General features: G+C 53.3%; 8 protein-coding genes. 2 read left to right on the forward strand and 6 right to left on the reverse strand.

Translation table 11 applies throughout. The features are described 5' to 3' along the window. Positions 1-743: 743 nt before the first annotated feature. Positions 744-1,649 carry a haloalkane dehalogenase gene (locus tag DFP95_RS28415; RefSeq protein WP_181907653.1) on the forward strand — a complete coding sequence of 302 codons (906 nt, stop codon included), beginning with the start codon at positions 744-746 and terminating at the stop codon, positions 1,647-1,649. 94 nt (positions 1,650-1,743) lie between these two features. Here the strand turns inward: DFP95_RS28415 and DFP95_RS28420 are convergent, their stop codons facing one another. Genes DFP95_RS28420 through DFP95_RS28445 form a run of 6 tightly spaced genes read right to left on the reverse strand, consistent with a single transcriptional unit; the run spans position 1,744 to position 6,938 of the window. Further along, entirely contained in the window at positions 1,744-2,613 is an 870-nt protein-coding gene (locus tag DFP95_RS28420) for a metallophosphoesterase family protein (protein ID WP_115996056.1), read from the reverse strand. A 20-nt stretch (positions 2,614-2,633) separates the two neighbouring features. Beyond that, positions 2,634-2,957 carry a DMT family transporter gene (locus tag DFP95_RS28425; protein WP_115996062.1) on the reverse strand — a complete coding sequence of 108 codons (324 nt, stop codon included), beginning with the start codon at positions 2,955-2,957 and terminating at the stop codon, positions 2,634-2,636. A gap of 14 nt (positions 2,958-2,971) precedes the next feature. Next, positions 2,972-3,754 (reverse strand): HAD family hydrolase, encoded by a 783-nt coding sequence (locus DFP95_RS28430; RefSeq protein ID WP_115996057.1) that lies wholly within the window; start codon positions 3,752-3,754, stop codon positions 2,972-2,974. Between the two features lie 26 nt (positions 3,755-3,780). Next, entirely contained in the window at positions 3,781-5,151 is a 1,371-nt protein-coding gene (locus DFP95_RS28435) for an ABC transporter substrate-binding protein (RefSeq protein WP_115996058.1), read from the reverse strand. Positions 5,152-5,185: 34 nt separating this feature from the next. Further along, complete coding sequence (locus DFP95_RS28440) at positions 5,186-6,028, reverse strand: carbohydrate ABC transporter permease (RefSeq protein ID WP_115996059.1); 843 nt, start codon at positions 6,026-6,028, stop codon at positions 5,186-5,188. A 28-nt stretch (positions 6,029-6,056) separates the two neighbouring features. Further along, a complete protein-coding gene (locus tag DFP95_RS28445) occupies positions 6,057-6,938 on the reverse strand; it encodes a carbohydrate ABC transporter permease (protein ID WP_115996060.1) in 882 nt (293 codons plus the stop codon). Between the two features lie 184 nt (positions 6,939-7,122). Between DFP95_RS28445 and DFP95_RS28450 the strand changes: the two genes are divergently transcribed. Continuing rightward, entirely contained in the window at positions 7,123-7,680 is a 558-nt protein-coding gene (locus tag DFP95_RS28450; RefSeq protein ID WP_115996061.1) for a GbsR/MarR family transcriptional regulator, read from the forward strand. Positions 7,681-7,837 lie beyond the last annotated feature (157 nt).

Raw genomic sequence — 7,837 nt, forward strand, 5'->3', positions numbered from 1 at the left:
ACGTGGATTTGCAGACCCCGATACTAAAACCGTGTTTGAGAAGATGTACATTGAACGTTATGCCCGAGGGAATTCCCCCTCCACAAACTAACTAAGTTTCCCGCTGGATAATCCTACTACACATACTTCTTGACGCTACCCGAAAGTGCCGCCCCCGCGCGAAATAAGCGTGCCCCGCACGGCTATTTTGCCGAAAGAGCCGCCCCCGCGCGAAATAAGCGTGCCCCGCACGGCTATTTTGCCGAAAGAGCCGGCCCGGCCGAAATAAGCGTGCCCCGCACGGCTATTTTGCCGAAAGTGCCGCCCAGTCCGAAATAAGCGTGCCTCGCACGGCTATTTCGCCAAAAGTGCTGCCCCCGACCGAAATAAGCGTGCCCCGCACGGCTATTTTGCCGAAAGAGCCGGCCCGGCCGAAATAAGCGTGCCCCGCACGGCTATTTTGCCGAAAGTGCCGCCCAGTCCGAAATAAGCGTGCCTCGCACGGCTATTTCGCCAAAAGTGCTGCCCCCGACCGAAATAAGCGTGCCCCGCACGGCTATTTTGCCGAAAGAGCCGGCCCGGCCGAAATAAGCGTGCCCCGCACGGCTATTTTGCCGAAAGTGCCGCCCAGTCCGAAATAAGCGTGCCCCGCATGGCTATTCTGCCGAAGCGCGAGTTGCACTTTGTCGTTTTTTTACAATGAGCTCATGCGCGGGGATGATATGATCGAGGCAGAAGCCAAGCAAAGAGGAGCTGCATCGCGTATGTCTAGTTTAGATACGTTGCCTATTGGGCAACAATTTCCGTTCGAATCCCGCTACCTGGAAGCGAAAAGCGGCCATCGGCTGCGCTACGTCGATCAAGGCGCCGGGACGCCCGTCGTGTTCCTGCACGGAAATCCGACCTCGTCGTATGCTTTCCGTAACGTTATTCCTTACTTGACCGATTACGCGCGCTGCGTTGCGGTAGATTTGATCGGAATGGGCCGTTCCGACAAACCGGATATCGGATATACCTTCTCGGAGCATGTTGATTATATTAGCGCATTTATCGATCGGCTCGGATTGAAGGAGATTATTCTGGTCGGCCACGATTGGGGTGCGACGATCGGGATGCAATATGCGGCCAACCGCCCCGGCAACGTTAAAGCCGTTGCGATGATCGAGCCCCAAGCCTTATATCCGCTGGCCTCATGGTCGGATTTCTCGCCTCCGGAATCCCAAGGCTTGTTCCAGACGTTGCGAGACCCCGAGAAGGGATGGCCGTTCATGCGGGACAACAACGTATTCGTGGAGGGCATGCCCAACATCATCGTTAATCGGCGGTTAACTCCGGAAGAACACGAGCATTACCGGGAGCCGTTCCGGAATCCGGAGGATCGCAAGCCGATGTGGGTGTTTCCGAACCAGATTCCGATCGAGGGAACGCCGGGCGATGTCGTGCAAGCCGTAGAGGAACGCAATGTTTGGTTAAGGGCAACGGATATACCGAAAATCCTGTTCTACGCATCTCCGGGCTGCACCGTCAGAAAGCCTCAGTTGGATTGGTGCGGGGCGAATATGCGAAATCTGACTACGATCGATATCGGCAAGGGATTTCACCATTTGCTGGAGGAGAATCCTCATGCGATCGGACAAGAGCTTGCGCGATGGTTTAATGAGATTCGGTGACGTGGTGGGCTAGTGAGGGCAACGAAAAAACCAAGCCCCTGATCCCGGGAGGCTTGGTTTTCCGACGTTTTATTAAGTTAAAGCAACTTGAGAGTTAGTCCCGAGGATAGGCCAGTTCGACCCGAGCCGCTTCAATCCATTGTCCCCGCTGGAAATCCCTTCCCCTTACGACGACCCGATCGGCGTAAACCTCGACGTAATACCCTTGGCTGCCTTCCTTGCCCTCGTCTTCGTCCGTCCATAGATAGGCAACGGAAGCGCAATTGAACATGGGAGGTAGAGACTCTCCTCCGTCGAAATAGTGATGTGCCGCCTCTAATTCCCAGTGCGTATGCCCCGTGAACAGGATGGCGCGACTGCGGTGCTTCGATAAGATTGCTTTCAGCTCGGCGTCCTGCGTTACTCCGCTCCATTTCTGCGCTTCGAGAGAACCGGACACCGTATTCAGCAGCGGCTGATGGAGGAATACGAATGTCGGCTTGCCGGACGAATCCCCTTCGCCGAGCTTGGCATCCAGCCATTGGAGCTGAGCGTCGGACAGCGAGCAATAGAGCTCCAATCCTTCTTCGGTTCCCAGAAAAACAAAATGGTAGCCGTCTATCCAATGATCGTGGTAGGCGCCGGACATTTCGGTCGCGTTCAGAAAACGGGACAATCGGGATTGCCATTCGCCGAGACCTACATCGTGGTTCCCCATAGTCAAGAACAGCTCGGGCAAGACTTCCTTGTTCTCGTTCCATATTCGGCGGAACTCCTCGTATTCTCCCGGAAAACCATGATCGGCGACGTCTCCGGCATGCATGATCCCCCGGCTGTCTGGGGAATTCTCGGCAATGTCCTTAAGCGCCCGGTCCAACCCGCGATTATAGGGGTGCTCAGGATCCGATCGGATGTGAGTATCCGTAATGACCTGGAAGGAGAGAAGAGGGAGCTCCGCTTGCCCGTTATTCCCGAGAATCTGCATAGTCGTATAATCCTCCTTCATTAGTGACCGTTGTTGCTTATATTCAAGCCGATGACTCCGACGACGATGACGCCAATCCATAACATCGAGGACACCGACAAACGTTCTTGAAAAAATAAATATCCGGCCAGCGTAATGAGTACGATCCCGACGCCCGACCACACCGCGTAGACCGTGCTGACGTCCATATACTTAAGCGCGTAGTTTAATAGCGTGAAGCTTGCCCCGTAGAAAATAAACATGAGAACAGAAGGAATTAAGCGCGTAAAACTTTCCGAGAGCTTCATGGATACGGTACCGGACAACTCCAGCACGATCGCGCAGCAGAGCAGCAACCAACCCATGCTATTCTCACCTTTCATTGTTCGCCTTCCCAAATCTCGAGCTCGCTATAAGAGGAAATAACGTAGTCCGCGTCGGGCAGTAATCGGATCCCCGCGGCATCCGATTCGGCGATTCCTACGGCCAATGCCGCGCCCGCCGACCGGGCCATTCTCATATCGCCGTTCGTATCTCCGATAATGGCCGCTTGCGAACAGTCTATAGAAAGCTTTTCGCAGGCTAATTCGACCATATCCGGATACGGTTTGCCTCTATTCACTTGATCGGTGCCGATGCAAGCCGAGAAGTAACCGCGTATGCCTAGCCAATCTAGATGATTATGAGCCATGGCGGTCTCGTCTGCGGTGACTACGGCTAGAACGATTCCGCTGTTACGGCATTGCTCCAAGAAGGGGATGACCCCTGGTAAAGTCTTGACGGGTTTTGTTACCTGCAATTGTTCATCGGCATACTTTCGGCAATCTTCCGCAAGCACCTTAGACTCCGCCCATGATAAGCCGGAGCGATAGCCCTGCCATGCCAGCACGGTCAGTAGATCGTCGATCGTTCCCATAGCTAGTGGTCCGTTACGGTCATAACCGATGATGTCTCCTCTTGGCCCCCGGCGGGTGCCCCAAAGGGTTTCCGAGTCCAAACTCGGCGGCAGCAGCCCTTTCTCTTCAAGCCGTTGGTAGAACCGGGCGAGCAAGCGCTCGCTCCAGTTCCCCCACGTGTGGATAAAGTCCAGCAGGGTGCCGTCCTTATCGAACAGGATCGCTTGAATCGGATAGGCCGTGCCCGCTATGCGTAATTCAGGCATGCGGGAAACCTCCTAATTGGTTTAACTTATTTGTTCAGCTTGTCGAGCTCGCGTTGCGCGACTTCTTTCGCTTCCTTCAGAGCCTTCTCCGCGGATACGTTGCTGATCTGTACTTTGTCCGCGGCGATCTTGAGGGCGTCGGTAATTTTGCCGCCGGTCGGATCTTGGAACGGCTTGGAGCCATGCGCCGCTTGTTTTAACGGAATCGTGCTTTGCGGATTTTCTTGACTGTAAGCAACGAAAGCAGGATCGTCAAGAGCGGATTGTCTTACCGCGATATACCCGCTGTTCATCGACCAGAAAGCCGTATTCTCCGAGTTCATGAAGTAGCTGAACCATTTGAAGGCAGCTTGCTGTTGTTCGGGACTTGCTTTGGCCGGAATACCCGCCAGAATCGCTTCGGCTACGGGCTTGCCGACTCCTACGCCTTCCCAACCCGGTTGTTCCATGGCCGCAAGCTGCGTGAAGTCGAGATCTCCTTGGTCGCCGCTTGAACCGATATAACCGGCAGCTTGACCCTTCATGACATCGTCGATCGTTTTGTACCAATACTCCCAGCCTTGTCCGCCGGAATGAATTCTCATTGTTTTGTCATCGTGGATGGCTTTACGGAAAAATTCCCAAGTCGAGATCCATTCCGGAGAATCGATCAGAACGGTTTTGCCGTCCTCGCTCAGAACGCTTCCGCCTTTGCTAAATACGGCGTCCATCATGTTTTCCCGGCCCCACATCGGCTCCCAGCCGTAGAACGTGGTTTTGTCGCCGGATTTTACCGCCATCTTCGTTGCGGCTTCGCCTAAAGCTTCCCAAGTGGTGAGATCCTCGGGCTTAATGCCGCTTTTCTCGAAGGCGTCTTTGCGATAATACATCACTTGAGTCGTTCCATACATGGGCAGGAAAAATTGCTTTCCGTCAACCTGGCCTTGCTCCAAGAACGTTTGGACCAAGTCTTCTTTATTGAAATCCGGTTGGGAGGCGATTAGCTCGTCCAGCGAAGCATAGTAGCCTTTTTTCGCCCAATCTACGTTAGCTGACAATACGGCTGCCGGCACGGTGCCGGCAGCGATTGCGGCCTGAAGCTTCTTCTCCGTCTCGGAGTAATCCGCTTGAACGACGGGCTTAACGATAACCTCTTGCTGGGATGCATTGAATTTCTCGATAAGCTGTTGCATATTTTCTCCGAGCTTGCCGCCCAAACCGTACCAGAATTCGATCGTTACCGGTTCTGCCGGGACTTCCGGGCTTTCGGCAGGCTGAGAGCTTGCCGGATCGGCGGATTCGGAAGAAGCGGGAGCGTTCGAAGCGCTCGAAGCGTTGTTATTGTTGTCTCCGGTCGAACCGCAAGCCGTAAGAAGCAGGAAAGATAAAGATAGAACGCCTAGAGTTAATTTTTTCACGTTGGGTTTCCCTCCACTTTGTTTGTCTGTTTAGTTATCCCTTGCTGGAACCTGCCGTAAGGTTGACGCTGCGTATGATAGTTTTCTGCGTCAGCACGAATAAGACGAGTAAAGGCGCGATGGTGAAGGCGCTGGCGGCCATGATAAGCGGCCATTTTAATCCGTATGCACCCCCTTCCACGAAGAAGCTCCTGAGGCCTGCCGACACGAGCTGGAGATTCGGGTCCTTGGTAATGAGCATTGGCCAGAAATAGTTGTTGTACTGCTCGATGAATGTGATCAGGGCAAGAACGGCAAAGGAAGATCGCGTTAGCGGTAGAAGGATCGTCCACAGAATCCGCGAATGGGAGGCGCCGTCGATACGTCCCGCTTCGATCATCTCGTGGGAGATTTGCAGGAATGCTTGCCTGATGAGAAAAATCGAGAACACGCTCACGCAGTTGGACAAGATCAAGCCTGCATAGGAATCGAGCAGTTGCAGCTTGCCAAGGATAACGTAACCGGGTAAATAAACGGCCGTACTCGGTATCATGTAACCGATCAGGATAGCAGCGGCGAATATACCCTTCAGCCGAAACTTCATATGGGTAAGGGCGTAAGCCATCATCCCGGAGTTGAACACTTGAATCAAGACGATCGTTGCCGCGACGAAAATGCTGTTAAACATGTACTGGGCGAAGGGCGCGGCGACCCATGCTTCCCTGAAGTTATGCCACAAAGGCTCATGCGGCCAGAACGTCGGGGGGAACTGCCAGATTTCGTCGTTGGTTTTCAGAGCGCTGGTTGCCATCCAATAGAAAGGAAATGCCATCAGAACCGCGACGGCGGCAACGATCAAATATTGCACCGTAGCGCCGAGATTTCTCCAAGCTTGCATGTAACGATCCCCTTTCTAGCGTTGTTCGTCAGGAGTAATGAACGGCGTTTCTTCCGACAATAGCGGAGAATACGGAGAGCAGCACGCAGCCTATGATCAACGTAATGGCGACGGCCGAAGCTTGTCCGATCTGAAAGGAATCGAAAGCCGATTGATAGTAGAGGTACAATAGCGTACGGGTCGAGCCCGCGGGGCCGCCCTGGGTCAGTACGTTAATCTGGTCGTAGGCTTGCAGCGCTTGCACCATCTGAACGATGAACAGGAAGAAGGTCGTCGGAGAGATGAGCGGGAGCGTTACGTGCACGAATTTACGCCAGCTACCCGCGCCGTCCAGACCGGCGGCTTCCATCAGATCGGTCGGTACGTTGCGAATGGCTACCAGATAGAAGATCATGCTCCAACCAGCCGATTTCCATATCGTCACGAGAAGAATGCCTACCAATGCCCAGTTCGGATCCTCAAGCCAGCGGATGCCGTCCAAGCCGATCGCATTCAGGGCGCTATTGGCTAATCCGACCTCCGGCTCGTATATCCAGGACCATACGATGGATACCGCGACGGTCGGCGTAACCCACGGAGAGAAGATCAACGTCCGGTAAAGCGCGCCTCCGGGCATTTTCCGGGTCAGTAGCATGGCTAAAGCCAGCCCGACGGCGATGATCGGCAATACGCTTCCCAAACAGAAGAGGATGGACACCCGAAGCGACTGGTAGAAGGCCGGATCGCTGAACAATCCCCTGTAGTTATCGAAACCTACGAACAATTTCGTCGGACTCATGAAGTCCCATTCCACGAAGCTTAGGTAAACGACGTAACCCAGCGGGAAAAACCAGAACAAAGTCAGGGGCACCATTGCCGGCAAAGTGAACAGCAGAGCTTTGCCATCTTCGGCGAACTTTTTTCTCGCCATTGCTTAACCCTCTCCAATCGTTCAATAATTATTTAACAAATTGCCGGTTGATGGCTTAATCAGCCATTTATTTGTCAACGTTCTAAAATAATTGTACGTTAAGAATTATGTTGAAGGGTTATTTCTACGTGAAATTTAGTAGTGTTTTGTGTTAAATTGTTGATAGAGATGCGGAGGCGAAGTCATGAAGAAAGCAACGTCCGGGAAGATGAAGAAGCCGGCAACGCAACGCGAGGAATTTCGGGGCAAGATTATCGATGCTTTGGCGCAGACGATGGACTTATACGGAGTTAATTACTCCTTCGGGCAACTATACGGCATTATGTTTTTCGAGGATAAACCGATGACGCTGGAAAAAATGCAGGCGAGCATGAACATGAGCAAGAGCAATATGAGCTATGCCGTTCGCGCGCTGATCGATTCCAAGATGGCGTCCAAGCTAAAGGAGAAGGAAGAGCGGAAAGATCTTTACGTCGCGGAAACGGATTTCTTCAAAGCCTTTCAATCGTTCTTCGCAACGAAGCTTCAGAGGGAGATCGACGTCATGAGAGGCGCGCTCGACGCCGTCATTCCTCCGTTGTCGGAGACGATACTCGAGCTGAACACCACGGAGGAGGAACGCAAGCTGTGCCTCGAGGACTTGCACAAGCTCAAGCATGCCGTGAATTATTACGAATGGCTTCAGCGATTCGTTAACGATCTGCAGTCGGGGATCTATTTCGAAGGACGGCAGGATGGTTGATCGATATAAGACGAACGCTAGCGGCGGCCATAATAGGGCCGCTTTTTTTTTTTTTGACATAGCGCGCCTAGCCAAGCTAGGCACAACTAGCCGGTGGAAGTCCGGTCGAGGTAAGAGCCAAGTCGCCTCGTAGCTGACGGGCAACTGGTGGAGAGAT

This window comes from Cohnella lupini, from assembly GCF_003386205.1.
Classification (GTDB): domain Bacteria; phylum Bacillota; class Bacilli; order Paenibacillales; family Paenibacillaceae; genus Cohnella; species Cohnella lupini.